The following is a 20,369-nucleotide window of genomic DNA, read 5'->3' as shown; positions in this document are numbered from 1 at the left end:
CAAGGTTTAATGTTCGCGTGTCGCACGGAACTCCACTTCAGGAAAACGCTCTTTGGCCAGATTTAAATTGACCATAGTCGGCGCGATGTAAGTCAGGTTATCCCCACCATCCAGTGCGATGTTACTTTGGTTTTTGCGCTTAAACTCTTCGAATTTTTTATCATCTGCGCACTCAATCCAACGTGCTGTTGCAACGTTAACACCTTCGTAAATTGCCTCGACGTTGTATTCAGATTTTAAACGAGACACCACCACATCAAACTGCAGCACACCCACTGCACCCACAATCAAATCGTTATTTTGTAGTGGGCGGAAGACTTGAACCGCTCCCTCTTCCGACAACTGCACTAAACCTTTAAGCAGTTGCTTCTGCTTCAGTGGATCGCGCAAGCGAATACGACGGAACAGCTCAGGAGCAAAGTTAGGAATACCTGAGAATTTCAACGATTCACCTTGAGTAAAGGTATCACCAATCTGAATTGTTCCATGGTTATGCAAACCGATAATATCGCCAGCATAAGCATTTTCAGCACGAGAGCGATCGCCCGCCATAAAGGTAACCGCATCAGAAATACTCACTTGCTTACCAATACGCACGTGGTTCATTTTCATGCCTTGGGTATAAGTACCCGACACAATACGCATAAACGCAATACGATCGCGGTGTTTAGGATCCATGTTCGCTTGGATTTTAAACACAAAGCCTGAGAATTTCTCTTCCGTGGCTTCAACAATACGCTCATTAGCTTGACGTGGCATCGGCGCCGGAGCCCACTCAGTTAAACCATGCAGCATATGGTCCACACCAAAGTTACCTAATGCCGTCCCGAAGAAAACAGGGGTCAACTCACCTTTTAAAAACAGCTCTTGATCAAATTCATGAGAAGCACCCAATACCAATTCAAGCTCATCACGCAGCTGAGCGGCAAGGTCATCACCCACGGCCTTATCCAGATCAGGGTTGTTGAGGCCCTTAACAATGCGCTCTTCTTGAATAGTGTGACCTTGGCCGGTCGCGTACAGAATCGTCTCATCACGGTGAATGTGGTACACGCCTTTAAACTCTTTACCACAACCCACAGGCCATGAAATCGGGGCGCAGGCAATCTTCAGCTCATTCTCCACTTCATCAAGCAATTCCATTGGGTCGCGGATTTCACGGTCCAATTTGTTCATGAAGGTTACAATCGGTGTATCACGTAAGCGAGTCACTTCCATCAGCTTACGAGTACGATCTTCAACACCTTTTGCTGCATCAATCACCATTAAGCACGAGTCAACCGCCGTCAATGTGCGGTAAGTATCTTCCGAGAAGTCTTCGTGCCCTGGAGTATCGAGCAAGTTAACCAAACAATGATTGTAAGGAAATTGCATCACAGAGGTCGTGACCGAAATACCACGCTCTTTTTCCATTTCCATCCAATCTGATTTAGCATGCTGGTTAGAGCCGCGCCCTTTTACCGTTCCCGCTTTTTGAATGGCATTCCCGAATAGCAGAACTTTTTCAGTAATGGTGGTTTTACCCGCATCCGGGTGCGAAATAATAGCGAAGGTTCTACGTTTAGAAACTTCACTCAAAAAAGGAGTATTTGACATGAAACAGGTCTTCTCAATATGCTGATATAAGGGAGAGCCGAAGCGCTTACGCTGATCAGCAGTTCGATTCAAATTTGCGCGGTATTCTCCCCTATATTTGATCTAGGAGCAACTTTCGTCGCTATACAAATCAACAAGAGAATGACGACCTTTCTATTTGTAATTAAATTATCAATAAATATGAGCTATAACTAAAAAGGGCGAAGAGAATAAGCGAGTATTATGCTGATAACCAAACAAAGAAATTCTCTGGCATTTAAACAAGCCAAAACAGTGTTCCTAGTCTCGGTGATCCTTGGGATAGGCTTTAGTTTGTATCATACTTTGCTCGACCTACACCATGAGCAAGCTCGCATTGAAGATCACTACCGTTTTAAACTGCTGCAAAATTATTCAAATGCCAGCCAGGCTGCTTATCACCTCAACAACTTATTAGCCAATCAAGTCGTCTCTAGCCTAATGGTTGACAATGCCATTTATCACGTTGAAATTATTGATGATTTTGGCGATACACTGGCAAAAAAAAGCAGAGAAATTCCAGCGCAGACGGCTTTTATTCGGCTCTTATCGAATTATCTGACACCTGAAATACCCATCTTTAAAACTGACTTGCATCAACCCAATTCGAGTGTGGTGGTAGGTAGCTTAAGTTTTTCCGTCAACGGCTCTTCCATTGCCAAAGAATTTATTGCAAAAACCACACGAGTATTGCTGTTTGATCTCTTTCGAAATGTGTTGCTGACTTCGATCCTTTTAGTCTTTTTTTACTACAAGCTGTCAAAACCCATCACCACGTTAATTTCGTGGGTTCGCTCATTGCAAAACAATCAACGTCCAACACAGCCGCCATTACAACAGCAAAAAAATGAGCTCAGTGAGTTAGCTGGTACTTTCTATACTTTATGGAAAGAGCGAGAGCTCGCGGATGCTAAACTTAACCAATTAGCCTACTACGACACGTTAACTGGCCTTGCTAATCGCAGCTTGCTGCTGCAACTGCTCACTGATGCCATTGATAACAGTATTCGCACCCACACTTCTGGTGTGTTGTTTTACCTTGATCTCGACCGTTTCAAAACGATCAATGATTCACTTGGACACACAACGGGGGATCATTTAATCAAAGCTATCGCCATGCGTATGGATGGCTGGCTTAAACACGATTACACCGCCGCACGCATCGGTGGCGATGAGTTTGCGGTGTTGATTCCTCATCTCTCTCGCCAACAAGCAGAGAAGGTAGCTCAGCAGCTTCTGGCTCTGATTTCCAACCCTTACTCGATTGATGACCACCAGCTTTATTGCACTGTGAGTATTGGTATCTCGATTTTTCCGTCAGTGGGCAAAACCAATATCGATGTCCTTAGACAAGCCGATACAGCGCTTTACCGCGCAAAAGCGAATGGACGCAATAAATACATGTTTTATGAGCCAGAAATGCAGGCTCAAGTCGAATCGTTTCTGGAAATTGAAAAAGGCCTCCATGAAGCCCTCAATACCCAACAGTTAGAACTCTATTACCAACCTCAAGTCGATGATCGGCACAATATTGTCGGTGTGGAAGCCTTGATCCGCTGGAACCACCCAACCAAAGGTGTATTGCCACCGGGTGTGTTTATGACCATCGCAGAAGAAACGGGGCAAATTATTCCGATTGGAAACTGGATATTAGAGCAAGCGTGCTATCAATACGCCGCTTGGAAGCGCCAAGGAGTATTACCGCCCCATTTTCGCCGTTTAGCCATCAACATCAGTCCGTTGCAGTTTTCTCAAGATTCTTTTGTTGAACACATTAACCATGCAATGCAACAAGCAGGTATTACTGGTGAACATCTTGAATTGGAGATTACTGAAGGGCTATTACTGGAAAATGTAGAAAGTGCGATTCAAAAAATGGTGCAACTTAAAAAAAGTAAGCTGAGCATCTCGATTGATGATTTTGGCACTGGTTATTCATCACTGCGTTACCTCAAACTTTTATCGGTGGATGTGCTCAAAATCGATCGTTCTTTTGTCACTCAATTGCATCTAGATGAGAGTGACCAAGCAATTGTGGATACGATTATTATGATTGCGAAACGTTTAAATTTGGAGGTAATAGCCGAAGGTGTGGAAGAGTGCCAAGAACTCGAAACTCTCAAACAATTGGGTTGTGATCAGTTCCAAGGTTACTTATTTGATAAGCCGTTAACCGCTAAGGAAGTCGTCAAGCGTTTTGCAAGCCCATGTTATCAACTCAATGAACATCAAAAAGATAAGGCGCACCAGAAATAGTTCCGAGACGCCTGACTATGAAAAAAACTGAGTTTGCAAACGATCTGCTGATGGAAAATAAGCTACAAAAAATAGTAGCTCATGATGATCGCATCTTCTGATCCTTTCGGAGTGGGATAGTAGTTCACTCGACGATCGAGCTCATTAAAACCCAGCGATTCGTACAAGCTATAAGCGCGGATGTTGCTTTCGCGAACTTCAAGCCACGCACTTTCAGCTTGCGCTTTTTCACAGTAAGTTAAGAAAAACTCCATCAACAATTTTCCGTAACCCTTACCTTGCTGCTGCGGATCGACAGCGATATTCAACAAGGTCACCTCTCCAACAATATTCTGTGCATAGAAATAACCGACAACTTTGCCATCAACCAACATAGCATGGTGGCATGCACCACGACTCGCCAAGTCACGTACGAGTGATTCAGCCCAAGGGTAACTGTGAGCTTGCTGCTCAATGGACCAAATAGCATCAAGATAAGGAAGTGATAAAGGCACAACATCAATATTCATAGTTTTATGACTCATAAGAACAAATTTGCTGCCACAACGCCCGGCGCAGCTCGGTATTGCCATCTATCTCAACTAGCGGCGGTGACGTTAACACTTTCTGAGCCAACAGGCTTTCTTTCTTTTCACAGCCTGAAAACCACAACCATTCAATGCTGGAGCCTGTTAGTTGGCTAAGAGAGTGAGGCTCAAGATGACACGCCTGACTGATTTCGAGCCCCATACTTTTCAATACTCTTGAAAACAGCAATAGAGCACCTTGTTGCGGGTATTGGGGGGAAACGAGTAATAAACGGCACGTGCTCGGCAGCGTCACCGGATCAGGTTGATAGCCAGCCAGCCGCTGTGGATGGATAAGCTCCCAACGCTGGATGCCCATTTCTTGTAAATATTGATTTTCGTGATGTGACATCTGTTTATGACCTCATTGAACATCGCAATCCTAACAAATCAGCGCCAAGACAGAAACCGTTAATCATCCAATGACCCAAGAGCCATGCCCAAACAACTTGAAGTTGCAGATAGGCGGCAAGTGAATTCATCCCCATGAGCCTAGATAAACGAGGTGATTGGGGTGAGCGAATGTAGCCAACACAACGGTAGCTTCAAATGAGAAGAGCATAAAAGTAAACAGGGAGCACTGGGCTCCCTGTTTTGAATAGAAATACGGTGATTAAAGATCGTTGAACTCTGGGCAATATTCAATGAAACCCGCTCGTCCGCTCAATTCGCCGTCGACTAATGCAACGATCTGAAACGCGCCAACTGGAACATCCCAACGACAACGAAAATCAGATTTCGCCGCCTCTTTAAAGCCAAAGCGTTGATAATAATCCGGGTCACCCAAAACCACACAAGCTGGATAATCGAACTCAGCCAAACAGATTAACCCCTCTTTTACCAACGAGGCGGCGACACCTTGATTTCGCCACTCTTTTTTCACGGCCAACGGTGCAAGCCCTTGCCAATTTAAGTCTTCACCATTGAGTAATACTGGGCTAAACATCACATGACCAACGACTTCGCCGTCATCATCACAGGCCACTAAAGAGAGCGTCAAATGGCTGTTTTCCCTTAATGTCATGACCAAATTAGCTTCAGCATCTGTCTCAAAGGCTGATTTTAATAAGCGGTCAATCGCTAAGATATCCGCTGGCGCTTCAGTTCGAATAAGCATTCATTACCTCATTTTGTGTCACTGGCGATTGTACGCCCTTATGCACAAAATCTGCTAGCTGATTTATTAACATCTGGAACGGTTTTGGTAAAAGCTCTAGGTCAACACTGTCCATCAGATTCTTCACCTCTAACCCCAGTTCGGTATCCCCTTCAATGGAGAGTCGACGTTGAAAGAACAGCGTGTCAGGATCTTCTTTTCGACCAGCAATCAACACCATATCATTTAGGTTACCGCTAAAGCTGACATCTTCCACTTCCGTCTTATCAGACACAACAAGTTGTTCCGCTTGATAGCTGATATACCAATTCAAATTCAAATCGCGAATTGAAACCTTTAACCATTTCCCATCAAGAAATTCAAAGTCACCTTCTTGCAAAGCCTCATGAAATATAGTTTTCAACCCTTCTAGCAAGGCTTTTTTTTGTACAACTTGCGGTAAGAAGTGGACTGGGGATCGCAAAATTGAAGCGGCGTTTTGAACTAGTTGAGTACGAATCTTGTGAATCACGAGCGTTATCCGTTACTTTGTAATGCAATAGTACCTAATCATAATGGATGTGGGGGTGCAAATTCCTGTGATGCATCAAAAAACGTACATTGTTTGAGAACCTTTTCTAGCTTAGTAATCAAAGTTATAGTTAATGTGTTACTTACGTTGTAACATCCTCATGAATATAAGTGCTCTGGAGAGTGGTAGTAGCTTGATGCCTTCGCAACATTTACAACATTGGTTTGCAAAAATCACGTCGAACAGTCCGTTTTTTTTTGCTGTCTTAAACGATCAACATAACTATGTGATGGTCAATGAGCGCTATTGTGATATTGCAGGTTTGAGCACGACCGAATTGGTTGGAATGAATGACTCACAAATTCTGGGTGAGCATTTCTACCGCCATCTCAAACCCTATTATGAACGGGCATTTCAAGGAGAAACGCTTGAGACCGAACTGACGCTTCACGAGATCGATTTAGAAACGAGTTTGCATTTCTCTTTATCACCTATCATGGGTGATAAAAAAGTCGAAAATATTGTGTTTCACGCCATCGACACCTCCGAAAAACAGATCCTCATTCGCTCATTAGAAGAGTCGGAAAATAAGTTTTCAACCTTGACTAGCTTGCTTCCCGATGGATTGTTGCTGGTCGATGACGACTGCATTATCTCTGCTAACCCCGCATCGGCTCGTTTACTCGGTTTTGAAAATACCTCAGAGCTTCTTGGTGAAGAGTTATCGCGCTTGTTTGTTGATGAAAAAAGTAAAACCGTATTCAGCTCTCCACTCAGCTTATTACTCGCAGGGGCACCGTTGGTCTGCCTCACTGGGCCAAAGTGTGGCTTTGAACGTAAAGTTCAACTGCACGCTGGAGCCACTGTCGTGCTGGGCAACAGCTCACAACTGATTTTGATTCAAGATGCAGAAGATGCACCTAAGCAGTTGTCTTCGACTATGCATGCCGATATCCACATTGACTCTCTGACTAACTTGTATAACCGTTTTGGTTTCACTAAACGTTTAGAACAGTTCATTCAAAATGAAACACCCCTTGTGATGCTCTATTTAGACATTGATAACTTTAAAAACATCAATGACTCTTTAGGCCATCATATTGGCGATAAAGTCATTAAAGAGGTCTCAGCACGGCTGAAACGTTTACTACCGCAACAAGCGATTGTGGGCCACCTTGGCGGCGATGAATTTGGACTAATACTGCCTGATCCTGAAAATAGTCGCGCCGCTGAAATGTTGGCTGAACGCATCATTTCTTTGATTAACCAACCGTTTGATCTGCACCATTTCAGTAAACGCTTAGCCTGCTCCATAGGTAGTGTCGCCTACCCTGGTGACGGTAGCGATGCACGCGTATTGTTGCAAAACGCCGATACGGCGATGTATGAAGCCAAAGATCGTGGTAGAAACCGTCTGATTAAGTTCAACGATCAAATGAACAAAGAAGCGCGCATGCGCTTATGGCTTGAAATTGAACTGCAAAAAGCGCTGCAACAAAATGGCCTTGAAGTGTGGTATCAACCGAAAGTAAATGCTCGCGACTTCAGCATCAATGGTGCGGAAGCTTTGGTGCGCTGGAAACACCCTGTGGAAGGGTATATCAACCCGGGCGCTTTTATCCCTGTCGCGGAAAAAGCTGGGCTGATTGAACATTTAGGCCGAGTGGTGATGCGTGATGTCTTCTCGACCGTAAAACGCTGGAAGCTGCAAGGTATTTTACCAGGTCGCGTGGCGATCAATTTATCGCCCGAACAGTTTTGTAACCCGAAGTTGATTGATTATATGGAAAAACTGCTTCGCACCACGGAGCTTGATCCAAACTGCATCACATTTGAACTGACCGAAAGTGCCGTCATGAGCGACAGCGAACACACCTTGCAAATGTTGAACGCGATCAAAAAACTGGGCTTTTCTCTGTCCATTGACGACTTTGGTACGGGGTATTCCTCGCTCTCTTACCTCGCTCGCTTCCCGATTGATGAACTTAAAATTGACCGCGCTTTTATAACGGATATCGATACGCTCCCTAAACAAATCACCGTCATTGAAAACATCATCAATTTAGGAAAATCACTCAACTTAACGGTCGTTGCCGAAGGTGTGGAAACTCAACAACAAGCCACACTGCTCTCTAATCTCAACTGTAACTCAATTCAAGGCTTCCATTTTTATCGGCCACAACCGAGGCAGGAAGTAGAAGAGTTATTCGTTCAAAATCGTCGTCATCGTTCTACTCCCAAATAAGTAAATCTCGTTTATTCGCCCCAAACCTGCCTTACATCAAATTTGCTATTCATAATGCTTCATAAAATACCACTACTTTCCCTTAGATATCGTACGGATCAATGGAACTTTTATGTCCTGCAGGTAACCTGCCTGCTCTAAAAACAGCGATCGATTGTGGTGCAGATGCGGTTTATATCGGCTTCAAAGATGATACCAATGCTCGCCACTTTGCTGGCCTTAATTTCGCAGGTAAGAAGTTAGATAAAGCGGTGCAATATGTTCATGATCACCATAAAAAAATTCATGTCGCGTTAAATACCTTCGCCCACCCTAATGGCTTCGAGCGTTGGACTCACGCCGTCGATAATGCCGCCAGTTTAGGCGTAGATGCGTTGATCATCGCCGATATCGCGGTATTGGATTATGCCGCTAACCGATATCCAGATCTGGAACTGCATCTTTCTGTACAAGCCTCCGCCACCAACGTCGCCGCTATCGAGTTTTATAAGCAGAATTTCAATATTAAGCGAGTGGTGTTACCGCGAGTGCTATCAATCCATCAAGTCAAACAGCTCTCACGTAATATGATGAGTGACGTCGAGCTTGAAGTATTTGCCTTTGGCAGCTTATGTATTATGTCTGAAGGGCGCTGTTATCTCTCTTCCTATATGACGGGAGAATCACCCAATACTGTCGGAGCCTGTTCGCCCGCGAAGTACGTCCGCTGGCAAGAAACGGACTCAGGTTTGGAATCTCGCTTAAACGAAATTTTGATTGATAAATACGCAGCCGGAGAAAATGCAGGCTACCCAACCTTGTGCAAAGGTCGTTTTGAAGCGCAGATCGATGGGCAACCTAAACGCTACCACGCACTGGAAGAACCAACCAGTTTAAATACGTTATCACTATTACCAGAACTGTTTGCAGCCAACGTTGCTTCCGTCAAAATTGAAGGTCGCCAACGTAGCCCTGCATATGTGGAGCAAGTGACTAAAACCTGGCGAGCGGCGATTGATCGCTACCAAGCAAATCCACAAGCCTACCAAGTAGAAACGGCTTGGAATACCGCCTTAGCCAACGTTTCTGAAGGCACGCAAACGACACTCGGCGCGTACCATCGCCAATGGCAATAAGAGAATGGAGAAGAGAATGAAATATGCGCTGGGTCCTTTACTCTATTTCTGGCCCAAACAAGAGGTAGAAAGTTTTTATCAACAGGCAATCAATAGCCCTGCTGATGTGATCTATTTGGGTGAATCGGTCTGCTCCAAGCGACGTGAGATAAAACCACAACACTGGTTTGAGATCGCCAAAGCGCTTTCACAAGCGGGTAAACAGGTTGTGATCTCAACCATGGCGCTACTGGAAGCGCCGAGCGAAATCAATGTGATGAAAAAGTATATTGAGAATGGCGATTTTGCGATTGAAGCAAATGACGTTTCGGCGATTCAACTCGCCAGTGAAAAACGCCTTCCTTTTGTGGTTGGGCCCGCCGTGAATGCTTACAACGCGCGAACACTGCAACTGTTCCTAAAACAAGGGATGATCCGTTGGTGCATGCCTGTTGAACTCTCCCGTGATTGGCTAATCAATGTATTGCAACAATGTGACGAGCTTGGTATCAAAAACCAGTTTGAAGTAGAAGTTTTTAGCCACGGATACCTGCCACTGGCTTACTCCGCACGCTGCTTTACCGCACGGGCCGAAAACCGTGCGAAGGATGAATGTGATACTTGCTGTATCAAGTATCCAACCGGAATTCAGGTTCACAGCCAAGAAGACCAAGCGGTATTTAACCTCAACGGTATCCAAACCCAGTCGGGCTATTGCTATAACCTTGCTAATGATTTACCAAGCATGGCGGGATTAGTCGATGTCGTTCGTTTAAGTCCACTAGGCCTTGAGACATTCGAACATCTGTCGCAGTTCAAGGCCAATGAAAAAGGAGAGCATCCCTCCCCTTTAACTAATCACCAGTGTAACGGCTATTGGCACCAATTACCGGGCCTAGCGATTCAACAAAGCTGAGCGTAGCCTCCCCCTAGAGAAAAGGGGGAGGCTCTTGTTAAGCGAACACGGTTTGCTTCGCGTTATCGCAAGGTAGTGCACGCAAATCTCGCCACAACATCAAACCCACCACCAAACTTAACGCAATATTGGAAATGGGGAAGGCAATCCACACACCAGTCACACCATATAACTTAGGTAACAAATACAAGAACGGTAGTTGGATCGCCATATTACCAATGGTGACAAACATCGCCTTACTGCCGCGATTGGTCGCTTGATAAAAGGCGGCGGCGACAACTAAAAATCCATCCAAAAACAGCGCGAACATATGCAGTTTTAAGCCCAGTACAGCGCTTGCCATCAATTGCGGGTCAGTTGAATTGAAGACCGCAACAACCTGAGTGGAAAACAAGTTCAGCAGCACCACAAAACCCAGCCCGCCAAGCACGGCAATGCTCATTGCAATTTTGAGCAGTTTTCTAATATGAAGATAGTTTTTGGCACCATAATTGAAGCTAACTAACGGCTGCATACCATTCGCGATGCCCTCTGCCGTTAAGTAATAAACCGTGACGATATAGCCTAATATCGCGTATGCCCCAACAAGTACTGCGCTGCCATAGTGAGCAAATAGACTGTTGTGCACCGCCACCATCATCGAACCGTAGGCATACATAAAAAAGCTTGAAGTACCAATCGCAACAATCTTAGGTAACAACGACCATTGCACCCTCATCACCGAGAGTGACAGCTGCAACTTGGCTCGCGTCGAAAAGAAATAGCCTATGCCCAATACAGTCACACTTAATTGTGCGAGTGCCGTTGCTATGGCGGCACCAGTAAGTTCCCAATGTAAAACGGCAATAAACAGATAATCAAAGAGAATATTGATTATCGCACCACTCACCATCAGCAATGTGGCTAAATTAGGGCTGTCGTCGTTTCGTAACAAGAAAGGCATCGCAATAGAGCCAAGCGTAAAGACACAAGCGATCACTAATACTTGCAAATATTGCAAGCCAAGTTCGTAGACTCGTCCTTCAACGCCTTGCCACGCAATGAAATCGTCCGCAAGAAACCATAGAATTGTCGCCACCGCAGGAGCTAGCATCACAAGCAACAATAGGCCAGTCGCAAGCACTTGCTTGGCTGCCGTCATGTTCCCTTCACCTTGCTTGATCGAAGCCAGAGCACCAGTTCCAACGCCCACCAACATGCCAAGCCCTAAAATAAAGCCAATAATAGGCCACGCAACGTTAATGCCCGCCAATCCCTCAGCACCAACATAATGACCAATAAAAATACCATCCACCACTTGATACAAGCCATTGACTAACATAGCTGCCACGGTCGGAATGGTATAGCGCCAAAATTGGCGGTAAATTGAATTTTTCATAACAGACACCATAGTTAGCAAGGCTAACTATATAAATAAATTAAAGTAATACTTTGGATAACAACATATTAAAACACAGTGCTTCTTCTTCCGAGAGATGCTTAATCACTTGCTCTGCGACAACAGCGTACACTTTCGCTTCATCCGCTAAATGCTCACGCGCAGTATCGGTGAGAGAAACTCGGTAAGAACGCGCATCATCTTGGCATTGTGCCGTCTGAACCAACCCTTTATTTTTAAGCCTTTTAACCATATTTGATACCGATGGTTTACTCACTTCCATCTCATTGGCTAAATCAGTTAAGCGCAGTGGCAAAGAAGAGCTTTGAATCACTTTAAGGTAATCATATTCATTAAAGCTCAATTGTGAAATGGGATCAGCTTTGCTATACCGACGCCAGATTTTGGCACTAAAACGCTCTAATTTTTCTAAGTTAGCTTCTAGTTTCACTGTTTTTTAAATTTAAATAGTTATCAAGGCTAACTATTTTATGGATCTTTAGATCGTTAAGCAACAAAAAAACCGCTGAAAAAGTCAGCGGCTTTAAGGGAAAGGATATAGCAAGGTATTTATTGCTGAGACTCTGGCTGTTCTGATTTCGCCTTAGCTAAATAGTCGGCTCTTACTTGCTGGAAAATTTTCCCCAATTCAAGATAAGCGTATCGATGCTCAACATATTCGTAGACGTTAAATGACAACGCAAGCTTGTACAAGGCGATCGCGTGCGCGTAATTTCCCTCTTGTTGGTAACGCTTAGCGAGATAAAAATAGACTTCAGTTAAACGCTGTGCTTGTATCGCATTACCGCTGCCTTCTTCTAAGATCATCTTAAAAGCTTGCTCTTCCGATATCTCTTTAAGCGTTAACGCAACCAAGAGCCATCCCCATTGATCATCTCGAACTTTATAGCGATTGAAGAGATCCACACGTGCCTGCAAAGGCTCGCTTTCACTTTGAATAATATATAGCCACAATGCACGAAAGGGATCGCTAGGGTCATGTTGATAATGTGCGCGAATCTCTTCCAGCGCAAGTTCTGTACGGTCGCCGTAATAAAGTGCGATGGCTCTGTTACGCTCAGCGTAAAAATTGTCAGGTTCAAGTTCTAATGTCGAATCAAACGCCTCATAAGCGGCATCAAACTCTGCGACTTGCGTGTAATACACGCCTAATAAATTAAAGATATCAGGCTGCGCCGGGTTAAGCGAGAGTGACTGCTCAAAATCTAAACGTGCTAAAGTGCGTAGCCCAACACTGTCGTAGTTGTTACCACGCTCATAAAACATTTTGGCCCGCACATCATCAGGCAGATCAGTACGTTGTAGCAGTTGCGTCAAACGCGCTATCTGAACTTGTTGCTGTAATGAAGACTGCAATGGCACTGCCATCGGAGGGTATACCCATTGACTTTGATTGTCATTTTGAGTTGACGCGCAGCCCGACATTATCAGTATCAAAGCACTCAATGCGGCCGTTGGAAACCATTTCACAAATAAAACTCCTGTGTACCCCAAAGCCCAAGATAAGTGGGTGTATCGCATTAATCTAGGCATGAAAAAGGGAGCGAATAACGCTCCCTTTATATCATGCTTTATGTTGAAAAGGCGACTAAAGCGCCGTGCTTCTCAAGCTTAAAGTGGCCTTATTCAGCCGTTGGTGCTGCAACAACTTCTTCAGCTGGTTTCTCTACCGCTTCTTTCATGCTTAGACGAACACGGCCTTGGCGGTCGATTTCAAGTACTTTAACTTGAACTTCTTGGCCTTCTTTCAAGTAATCAGAGACTTTCTCGATGCGTTGATCCGCGATTTGAGAAATGTGTACCAGACCATCTTTACCAGGAAGAATGTTAACGAACGCGCCAAAATCAGCCAGACGAGCGACCTTACCAGTATAGATAGCGCCGACTTCAACTTCAGCCGTGATCTCTTCAATGCGACGAATCGCTTCTTTAGCTTGAGCGCTATCGGTTGCCGCAATCTTGATTGTACCGTCATCTTCGATTTCGATGGTTGTGCCCGTCTCTTCAGTTAGAGCACGGATCACAGCACCACCTTTACCGATCACGTCTTTGATTTTCTCAGAGCTGATCTTCATGGTGTAAATGCGTGGTGCAAATTCAGAAATCTCAGCACGAGCACCAGAGATCGCTTGATCCATCACAGAAAGGATATGCTTACGTGCACCTTGTGCTTGGTTTAGCGCAATTTGCATGATCTCTTTGGTGATACCTTCGATCTTAATGTCCATTTGCAGTGCAGTGATACCTTGGTTAGTACCCGCTACTTTAAAGTCCATGTCACCTAGGTGATCTTCATCACCAAGAATGTCAGAAAGAACAACGAAATCATCGCCTTCTTTAACAAGACCCATTGCAATACCTGCAACTGAAGACTTGATTGGTACACCTGCATCCATCAGAGCAAGAGAAGTACCACATACCGAAGCCATTGAAGATGAACCGTTAGATTCTGTGATTTCTGATACGACACGAACTGTGTATGGGAACTCTTCCACTGAAGGCATAACGGCAGCGATACCACGCTTAGCCAGTTTACCGTGGCCGATTTCACGACGCTTAGGAGAGCCTACAAAACCAGTTTCGCCCACACAGTATGGAGGGAAGTTGTAGTGTAGTAGGAAGTTATCTTTACGCTCACCTGTTAGCTCATCGATGATTTGAGCATCACGCTGAGTACCAAGAGTAGCGGTTACGATTGCCTGAGTTTCACCACGAGTAAATAGTGCAGAACCGTGAGTACGAGGAAGAATACCAGTGCGTACGTCTAGCGCACGAACCATGTCTTTTTCACGACCGTCAATACGTGGGTTGCCAGCAATAATGCTACGACGTACAACCGTCTTCTCTAGATCGTGGAAGATAGTGTGGATTTCTTTCGCATTTGCTTCAGGATCTTCAGCAAGAATTACTTTGTTTACTTCAGCAGCAATTTCATGAATACGGTCGTAACGAGCCATTTTTTCAGTGATTTTGTAAGCTTCAACAAGCTTAGCTTCTGCTAGTTCAGCGATCTTGCTGTTAAGTACTGTGTTCTCTTGAGGAGCAACCCAATCCCAAGCTGGAGTGGCAACTTCAGCAGCAAATTCATTGATCGCTTTAATCACAGCTTGTTGTTGGTCGTGGCCGTAAACAACCGCTGCTAGCATTTCTTCTTCAGTTAGGTTATCCGCTTCTGACTCAACCATCAGCACTGCGTTGTCTGTACCTGCAACCACAAGATCAAGACGAGATACTGCAAGCTCGGTCATGCTAGGGTTAAGTACTAATTGACCATCAATGTGACCCACGCGCGCCGCGCCAATAGGACCATTGAATGGAATGCCAGAGATAGCAAGTGCTGCTGAAGTACCAATCATAGTCACGATATCAGGTTGAACGTCTGGGTTTACAGACATCACTGTCGCGATGACTTGAACTTCATTTTTAAATGCATTAGGGAAAAGAGGACGAATTGGGCGGTCAATCAGACGCGCAGTCAAAGTTTCGCCTTCTGATGGACGACCTTCACGCTTGAAGAAGCCACCTGGAATTTTACCCGCTGCGTAAGTACGCTCTTGGTAGTTAACAGTAAGAGGGAAGAAGTCTTGACCTTCTACTGCTTCTTTTTTACCAACAACAGAAACGAATACCGCGGTATCGTTCATAGTGACCATAACGGCCGATGTAGCTTGGCGTGCGATAACGCCGGTTTCTAGAGTGACGGTATGATTACCGTATTGGAATGATTTCACTACTGGTTTATCAAACATTGTTTATCCTTGCTCTAGAGTTGCCTCTAGATTGAATGAAATAACACTCAAGACATTACGAATCGCGACTAGTAAAAATAGGCTCTATATCACGGGAAACAAAGCGTTGGGCTTGCCGCTCCCACTGGTATCTGAACGCTACTTTTAATAGCCGCGACCTGCTGGCCGACTTCGGTGACTGTAATGCTATGAGTATGAAGCGTTAAAGTACATACAACACACTTTAACGGCGGGTAGTATAGCGACTTAGGAGAGATTGTGCCAAATTTAGATAACAAAAAAGGGGCTAAAAGCCCCTTTTCTGAACAAACTGATCTTAGCGACGTAGCTCAAGACGTTTGATTAGGTCTTGGTAACGACCTAAATCTTTACCTTTTAGGTAGTCTAGAAGCTTACGACGGCTTGAAACCATACGTAGTAGACCACGACGGCTGTGGTGATCGCCTTTGTGAGTTTTGAAGTGACCTTGTAGGTGGTTGATAGAAGCAGTTAGTAGTGCTACTTGTACTTCTGGTGAACCAGTGTCGCCTTCGCCACGTGCGTATTCAGCAACGATTGCCGCTTTAGTTTCTGCATTCAGAGACATAATGCTCTCCTAATAAGAGTAAGTTTAAAGGTGTAGCAGCCAATCTCTGATTCAGCCGCTACGCGAAGCCGGGATTATAGGGAAATCCCCAACGTTAAGCAATAGCTATTTAAAGCGACTCTTCGTCTCTAAAAACGACCAATCGCTTAGGCGCAACACGACCATCTTGGTCAATTTCACCCACACCGATAAAGAGTTTCTCTTCACCCATGGTCATGCGCACTGTGCCATCAAGTGGCACACCCAACACTTGCACTGGTTGGCCATGTTGTACCATGTCTGCCAACTCAGGAATAAGGTTAACTTCCGGCAAATCTTGCACCGCACTGTCCATTGGCATCAATAACGAGTCCAACACATTTTTCGGTGCGACATCATCACGCAGCGCCTGTTGCAGCAATGCATCAAGTTGCTCTAAAGTCACCATCTTCTCATATGGGTACTTCGCGACCGCAGTACGACGCAGCATGGTCACATGTGCGCCACAACCAAGCATTTCACCTAAGTCATCCACGATAGTGCGGATATACGTGCCTTTCGAACAGTGCACATCCATTTCAACTTCATCACCTTCGAAACGGATCAATTCAATATCATAGACAGTGATTTTTCGAGATTCGCGAGGAATATCAATGCCTTCACGAGCGTATTCATATAGAGGACGGCCTTGATACTTCAGTGCAGAAAACATTGACGGAATTTGGTCGGTTTCACCACGAAAACGCTCGATGCACTCTCGCAGGGTATTTAATTGCACATTGACTGGACGTGTTTCCACTACCTCTCCGTCTGAATCAGAGGTATTGGTTCGCTCACCCAGTTTTGCAATGACTCGATAACGCTTATCTGAATCAAGTAAAAACTGAGAGAATTTTGTCGCTTCACCAAGGCAAATAGGCAACATTCCTGTTGCCAAAGGATCGAGCGCGCCAGTGTGTCCGGCTTTTTCTGCAAAATAAATACGTTTTACTTTTTGTAAGGCATCATTCGAGGAGATACCCGTTGGCTTATCCAGTAAAATTACCCCGTTGATTGGGCGACCTTTACGACGACGAGCCATCTATTCATTCCCTTCTTCTGCAGACGCTTCATCTTCACGTCCTGCATCTTTCTGTCTGCGCTTATCATTGCTGACCACTTCAGTCACCAAGTTGGACATGCGCATACCTTCAACCAAAGTATTGTCATAAGTGAAGCGAATTTCTGGGGTCAAACGTAAGCGAATACGTTTGCCAAGCATCATGCGGATATGAACTTCATGCTCTTTTAACGCAGCTAAGCAGCTTTCTGGGGTCTGCTCACCAACGCATAGAAACGTCACAAACACTTTTGCATAAGCAAGGTCACGTGACACTTCGACTTCTGAAATAGTCACCATACCTAAGCGTGAGTCGCGGACTTCACGTTGTATGATCATAGCGAGTTCTTTTTGCAGCTGTTGGGATACGCGCTGCGTGCGGCTAAATTCTTTTGACATATCTTTTCTCACATATAGAAAGAATGGGGGGATGGTTCAACCCAGCCCCCCATGGTGTATTCAACAACCGATTACTGTCTATTTCAATACAGCAACGTCAGTCAATTAATCCAGTGTACGTTTAATTTCCACTGTTTCGAAGACTTCGATTTGGTCACCAACGCGAACATCATTGTAGTTCTTAACGCCGATACCACATTCGTAGCCATTCTTCACTTCTTGTACGTCATCTTTAAAGCGACGTAGTGACTCAAGTTCACCTTCGTAGATAACCACGTTATCACGTAGAACACGGATAGGGCTATTACGTTTGATAACGCCTTCAGTCACCATACAACCAGCAACTGCGCCTAGTTTAGGTGATTTGAATACTTCACGAACCTGAGCAAGACCAATGATCTCTTGCTTAAACTCTGGTGCTAGCATGCCGCTCATGGCCGCTTTTACTTCATCAATCAATTGATAAATGATTGAGTAGTAACGTAGGTCTAAGTTTTCAGATTCGATAGTACGACGAGCTGATGCATCAGCACGAACGTTAAAGCCAAGTACGATAGCGTTAGAAGCTGCTGCAAGTACTGCGTCAGTTTCTGTGATACCACCCACACCAGAACCCACGATGTTCACTTTCACTTCATCAGTTGAAAGGTTACGCAGTGAATCAGCAATGGCTTCAACCGAACCTTGAACGTCTGCTTTTAGTACCACGTTCAGTTCAGCCACTTCGCCCGCTGTCATGTTAGAGAACATGTTTTCGAGCTTAGATTTCTGCTGACGTGCAAGCTTCACATCACGGAATTTGCCTTGACGATAATTTGCCACTTCACGTGCTTTACGCTCATCACGTACCACTGTTGCTTCATCACCGGCAGCTGGAACACCAGACAAACCTAGAATTTCAACAGGAATTGATGGGCCCGCTTCCGTAACTTCGTTACCCGTTTCGTCGCGCATCGCACGAACACGGCCATATTCTTGACCACACAGTACGATGTCGCCTTTGCGTAGTGTTCCTGATTGAACAAGAACGGTTGCTACAGGGCCACGGCCTTTATCAAGACGAGATTCAACCACCACACCAGACGCCATACCATCTTTAACAGCATGAAGCTCAAGAACTTCAGCTTGAAGTAGGATAGCTTCTAGTAGGCCATCAATATTAGTTCCCTGTTTCGCAGAGATGTGAACAAACATGTTCTCACCGCCCCACTCTTCAGGAATGATGTTGTGTTGAGCAAGCTCATTTTTCACGCCATCTGGGTTCGCACCATCTTTATCGATTTTGTTCACTGCAACGATAAGTGGCACATTCGCCGCTTTCGCATGTTGAATCGCTTCAACCGTTTGTGGCATCACGCCATCATCTGCTGCAACAACCAATACAACGATATCTGTCGCTTGAGCACCACGAGCACGCATTGAAGTAAACGCAGCGTGTCCAGGAGTATCAAGGAAGGTGATCATACCGTTTGGTGTTTCAACGTGGTAAGCACCAATGTGCTGAGTAATACCACCGGCCTCGCCTGATGCAACGTGTGTGCGACGGATGTAATCAAGTGTTGATGTCTTACCGTGGTCAACGTGACCCATGATAGTCACAACTGGCGCACGAGGCACTGCTTCAAACTTGTTATCACGGTCTGAAAGGATCGCTTCTTCCAGTTCATTCTCTTTGCGGATGAGAACTTTATGACCCATTTCTTCAGCGACTAATTGCGCGGTTTCTTGGTCGATCACTTGGTTGATGGTTGCCATAGCGCCCATCTTCATCATCACTTTGATAACTTCAGTTGCTTTCACTGACATTTTGTTTGCCAGTTCAGAAAGAACAATCGTTTCACCGATCACAACATCTTGCTTAGCGACAACCGCTGTTTTATCAAAACCATGTTGCATCGATGCAGGTTTAGCCATACGACCCTTACGAGCTTTGCCTCGGCGCGTACCGCGCTCTTGCTTATCATCCTGAGATGAGATTTTGCTCTTATTGGCTTTCGTAGATTTACGGCTAGCACCTTCTTCACGGCGATCTGCTTCATCTTCGGCTTCACGTGCATACGTTGAAGTCGTAACATGGTAATCTGTATTTTCTTCCATACTACCCTTTTTCTCTTCTTCAGCAGACCAACGCTCTTTATTCTTCTCAGCCAATTCACGTGCTATTTCTAGCTGGCGCTGACTTTCCTCTTCAGCTTTACGTAATGCTTCGGCTTCTTGACGACGTTTAAGCTCTTCGGCTTCTTTTCGCGCTGCTTCTTGCTTCATTTTATTTTCAGCAGAAAGTTCTGGTTTCACTGCAGAACGTTTTGCTTTCTCATCCGCGTTAGCTGTTGCATTCGTTTGTGCTTCAACCTTCGCTTTCTCTTGTGCCTCACGCTTCGCTTTTTCTTCGGCTTCACGCTTTGCTTTTTCTTCGGCTTCGCGCTCTGCTTTTGCTTTTGCTTGTGCTTCACGCGCTGCTAATTCTTGTGCTTCACGTTGCGCGGCTTCTTCCGCTTCACGTGCTGCTTCATCGTCTACTGCACTGCGCTTAACGTAGGTACGTTTTTTACGCACTTCAACTTGAACATTCTTACTTTTGCCGCCGCCGGCATTGACGCTCAATGTGCTGCGTGTTTTTCGCTGCAACGTCAAACGAGTCGGCTCTGAGTCACCAGTGGTATCACCGTGCTCTTTTCTAAGATGTGACAGTAGCTTATGCTTTTCATCATCAGAAACGTTATCAGAACTCGTTTTGTTCATGCCTGCATCAGCAAGTTGTTCTAACAAGCGGTCAACTGGCGTACCAATTTCTTCACTCAGTGCTTTAACTGTAAGTTGTGTCATGCCGCTCTCTCCC

The 20,369-nt window shown here is 45.0% G+C and carries 17 protein-coding genes; 4 read left to right on the top strand and 13 right to left on the bottom strand.

The genetic code is table 11. The features are described 5' to 3' along the window. Nucleotides 1-6: 6 nt before the first annotated feature. A complete protein-coding gene (prfC, locus tag PL85_RS11755) occupies nucleotides 7-1,596 on the bottom strand; it encodes a peptide chain release factor 3 (protein WP_026028084.1) in 1,590 nt (529 codons plus the stop codon). A 222-nt stretch (nucleotides 1,597-1,818) separates the two neighbouring features. On the opposite strand from prfC, the gene PL85_RS11750 reads away from it, so the two are divergent. Then, on the top strand, nucleotides 1,819-3,870 hold the full coding sequence (locus PL85_RS11750) for a putative bifunctional diguanylate cyclase/phosphodiesterase (protein WP_094150487.1): 2,052 nt from the start codon (nucleotides 1,819-1,821) through the stop codon (nucleotides 3,868-3,870). Nucleotides 3,871-3,932: 62 nt separating this feature from the next. Here PL85_RS11750 and rimI read toward each other — a convergent pair whose 3' ends face one another. From rimI to ubiT, 4 genes are all read right to left on the bottom strand, one after another. Then, nucleotides 3,933-4,379, bottom strand: coding sequence for a ribosomal protein S18-alanine N-acetyltransferase (rimI, locus tag PL85_RS11745; RefSeq protein ID WP_013857606.1), 447 nt, complete (start codon nucleotides 4,377-4,379; stop codon nucleotides 3,933-3,935). Nucleotides 4,380-4,383: 4 nt separating this feature from the next. Next, nucleotides 4,384-4,788, bottom strand: coding sequence for a DNA polymerase III subunit psi (locus tag PL85_RS11740; protein WP_115339540.1), 405 nt, complete (start codon nucleotides 4,786-4,788; stop codon nucleotides 4,384-4,386). Nucleotides 4,789-5,049: 261 nt separating this feature from the next. Next, entirely contained in the window at nucleotides 5,050-5,553 is a 504-nt protein-coding gene (locus PL85_RS11735; protein WP_094144399.1) for a GNAT family N-acetyltransferase, read from the bottom strand. Continuing rightward, nucleotides 5,537-6,064: a ubiquinone anaerobic biosynthesis accessory factor UbiT gene (ubiT, locus tag PL85_RS11730; RefSeq protein WP_010318913.1), complete on the bottom strand. Its 528-nt coding sequence runs from the start codon at nucleotides 6,062-6,064 to the stop codon at nucleotides 5,537-5,539. Before ubiT ends, PL85_RS11735 begins: the two co-directional genes overlap by 17 nt. Before the next feature lie 196 nt (nucleotides 6,065-6,260). On the opposite strand from ubiT, the gene PL85_RS11725 reads away from it, so the two are divergent. The 3 genes from PL85_RS11725 (at nucleotide 6,261) to PL85_RS11715 (ending at nucleotide 10,319) form a co-directional block, all read left to right on the top strand. Beyond that, the gene (locus PL85_RS11725) at nucleotides 6,261-8,309 is read left to right on the top strand and encodes a bifunctional diguanylate cyclase/phosphodiesterase (RefSeq protein WP_088728628.1); all 2,049 of its coding nucleotides are present in this window, start codon (nucleotides 6,261-6,263) and stop codon (nucleotides 8,307-8,309) included. 101 nt (nucleotides 8,310-8,410) lie between these two features. Next, nucleotides 8,411-9,424 carry a ubiquinone anaerobic biosynthesis protein UbiU gene (gene ubiU / locus PL85_RS11720; RefSeq protein WP_010318915.1) on the top strand — a complete coding sequence of 338 codons (1,014 nt, stop codon included), beginning with the start codon at nucleotides 8,411-8,413 and terminating at the stop codon, nucleotides 9,422-9,424. Nucleotides 9,425-9,440: 16 nt separating this feature from the next. Next, a complete protein-coding gene (locus PL85_RS11715) occupies nucleotides 9,441-10,319 on the top strand; it encodes a U32 family peptidase (RefSeq protein ID WP_115339539.1) in 879 nt (292 codons plus the stop codon). Between the two features lie 37 nt (nucleotides 10,320-10,356). On the opposite strand, the gene PL85_RS11710 is transcribed toward PL85_RS11715, so the two are convergent. The 8 genes from PL85_RS11710 to infB all read right to left on the bottom strand — a co-directional run bounded on the left by PL85_RS11710 (nucleotide 10,357) and on the right by infB (nucleotide 20,356). Next, complete coding sequence (locus tag PL85_RS11710) at nucleotides 10,357-11,697, bottom strand: MATE family efflux transporter (RefSeq protein ID WP_147288185.1); 1,341 nt, start codon at nucleotides 11,695-11,697, stop codon at nucleotides 10,357-10,359. Nucleotides 11,698-11,737: 40 nt separating this feature from the next. Beyond that, nucleotides 11,738-12,148 (bottom strand): MarR family winged helix-turn-helix transcriptional regulator, encoded by a 411-nt coding sequence (locus PL85_RS11705; RefSeq protein ID WP_013857613.1) that lies wholly within the window; start codon nucleotides 12,146-12,148, stop codon nucleotides 11,738-11,740. A gap of 119 nt (nucleotides 12,149-12,267) precedes the next feature. Then, nucleotides 12,268-13,188: a lipoprotein NlpI gene (gene nlpI / locus PL85_RS11700; protein WP_174223818.1), complete on the bottom strand. Its 921-nt coding sequence runs from the start codon at nucleotides 13,186-13,188 to the stop codon at nucleotides 12,268-12,270. Between the two features lie 152 nt (nucleotides 13,189-13,340). After that, nucleotides 13,341-15,467, bottom strand: coding sequence for a polyribonucleotide nucleotidyltransferase (pnp, locus tag PL85_RS11695; protein WP_010318920.1), 2,127 nt, complete (start codon nucleotides 15,465-15,467; stop codon nucleotides 13,341-13,343). Nucleotides 15,468-15,783: 316 nt separating this feature from the next. Beyond that, on the bottom strand, nucleotides 15,784-16,053 hold the full coding sequence (gene rpsO / locus PL85_RS11690) for a 30S ribosomal protein S15 (protein ID WP_010318921.1): 270 nt from the start codon (nucleotides 16,051-16,053) through the stop codon (nucleotides 15,784-15,786). Between the two features lie 109 nt (nucleotides 16,054-16,162). Beyond that, on the bottom strand, nucleotides 16,163-17,113 hold the full coding sequence (gene truB / locus PL85_RS11685; RefSeq protein WP_013857615.1) for a tRNA pseudouridine(55) synthase TruB: 951 nt from the start codon (nucleotides 17,111-17,113) through the stop codon (nucleotides 16,163-16,165). Continuing rightward, nucleotides 17,114-17,530, bottom strand: coding sequence for a 30S ribosome-binding factor RbfA (rbfA, locus tag PL85_RS11680; RefSeq protein ID WP_026028089.1), 417 nt, complete (start codon nucleotides 17,528-17,530; stop codon nucleotides 17,114-17,116). It abuts the gene before it with no gap. Nucleotides 17,531-17,635: 105 nt separating this feature from the next. Next, a complete protein-coding gene (infB, locus tag PL85_RS11675) occupies nucleotides 17,636-20,356 on the bottom strand; it encodes a translation initiation factor IF-2 (protein WP_115339536.1) in 2,721 nt (906 codons plus the stop codon). Nucleotides 20,357-20,369 lie beyond the last annotated feature (13 nt).

Source organism: Vibrio anguillarum, from assembly GCF_001989995.2.
Lineage (GTDB): Bacteria > Pseudomonadota > Gammaproteobacteria > Enterobacterales > Vibrionaceae > Vibrio > Vibrio anguillarum.
The sequence above is the reverse complement of the archived record's forward strand: the minus strand, read 5'-3'. Positions and strand labels throughout refer to the sequence as shown.